Source organism: Nocardioides bruguierae (assembly GCF_023656415.1).
GTDB classification, from domain to species: Bacteria; Actinomycetota; Actinomycetes; order Propionibacteriales; family Nocardioidaceae; genus Nocardioides; species Nocardioides bruguierae.
The window spans coordinates 1-1,692 of record NZ_JAMOIL010000064.1 but is presented as its reverse complement, the minus strand read 5'-3'; the positions used below and the strand labels follow the sequence as shown (position 1 = coordinate 1,692).

The following is a 1,692-nucleotide window of genomic DNA, read 5'->3' as shown; positions in this document are numbered from 1 at the left end:
ACCGCCGTCTCGACCCAGCGCTCCTCCCTCGGCGCCGTGCAGAACCAGTTCGAGCACCGCGTCAACAACCTCAACGTCTCCGTGGAGAACCTCTCAGCCTCGGAGTCCCGCATCCGCGACACCGACATGGCCGCCGAGATGATGAACTTCACCCGCTCCCAGATCCTCTCCCAGGCCGGCACCTCCATGCTCGCCCAGGCCAACCAGGCCCCCAACAACGTCCTCAGCCTCCTGCGCTGACCCACGGCCTGACACGGCCTGAACCCACGGCCTGCACCAGCCACTGGTCCCGGAGACCTGGACCAGCAGGACCGGGCACAGGACCGTGACAGGGGCCGGCACCGGTGGCGCGCACCGCGGGCAGCACACGCTTGTGAGGAGGACGTGAAGAACGCCACGTCCCGATCAGGCGGGCCGCGATGGGCGCCGATGGACGGGTGCAGCCCACGGACGGGCTGTGCACCCCGTGACCAGGAAGGGACACCACGATGAGTCTCCGCATCAACACCAACGTCGACGCGATCAACACCTACCGCAACCTCTCCTCGACCCAGAACTCGATGAGCAAGTCGCTGGAGAAGCTCTCCTCCGGCTTCCGCATCAACCGCGCCGCCGACGACGCCTCCGGCCTCGCCATCTCCGAGGGCCTGCGCTCCCAGGTCGGCGGTCTCAAGGTCGCCACCCGCAACGCCCAGGACGGCATCTCCGTCGCCCAGACCGCAGAAGGCGCCCTCACCGAGGTCCACTCCATGCTCCAGCGCATGAACGACCTCTCGGTCCAGTACAACAACGGCACCCAGAACACGGACTCCCAGACGGCGCTGCAGACGGAGTTCGACGCGCTGAAGACGGAGATCGGCAACATCCAGGACAACACCAAGTTCAACGGTGTGGACCTGTTCGCCGGCGCCGACCTCACGTTCCAGACCGGCTTCGAGTCCGCCGACACGATCGACATCAGCGGCACCACCGCGCTGAAGGACTTCAAGACCACCATCGCCGCGCTGGACATCACCAGCTCGACGAGCGACGACGTGCAGGCGGAGATCACCAACGTCTCGGCCCAGCGTTCGGCCCTCGGTGCGGTGCAGAACCAGTTCGAGCACCGGGTCAACAGCCTGAACGTGTCGGTGGAGAACCTCTCCGCCTCGGAGTCCCGCATCCGCGACACCGACATGGCCGCCGAGATGATGAACTTCACCCGCTCCCAGATCCTGTCCCAGGCCGGCACCTCCATGCTCGCCCAGGCCAACCAGGCCCCCAACAACGTCCTCAGCCTCCTGCGCTGACCCGGCGTCGGGCGACGGGTCCGACCCCCGGGCTGACCCGGCACCACCCAGCACGACCCAGCACGACCCAGCACGACCCAGCACGACCCGGGCCCCCGGCCGTCCCGACGGCCGGGGGTCCGGTCGTCCCGACGGCCGGGGGTCCGGTCGTCCGGAGGGCGGCGGGCGGTACGGACCACCGCGGCCGCACCGGCCGGTGTCGTCGGTTCCCCTCAGGAGGGGGCGGCGGGCGTCGATGGGGGACGTGCTGCCCACGGACGGGCGCATCCGTCAGAGTCCCAGGAAGGGAACCCATCATGAGCCTGCGCATCAACACCAACGTCGACGCGATCAACACCTACCGCAACCTCTCCTCGACCCAGAGCTCGATGAGCAAGTCGCTGGAGAAGCTCTCCTCCGGCTT

The 1,692-nt window shown here is 68.2% G+C and carries 2 protein-coding genes; both read left to right on the top strand.

Going from position 1 to position 1,692, the window contains the following annotated elements:
• The coding region (locus M8330_RS21615) for a flagellin (RefSeq protein ID WP_284704996.1) at positions 1-240 on the top strand (240 nt) is incomplete at its 5' end.
• A 248-nt stretch (positions 241-488) separates the two neighbouring features.
• A complete protein-coding gene (locus M8330_RS21610; protein WP_250057796.1) occupies positions 489-1,289 on the top strand; it encodes a flagellin N-terminal helical domain-containing protein in 801 nt (266 codons plus the stop codon).
• Positions 1,290-1,692: the final 403 nt, after the last annotated feature.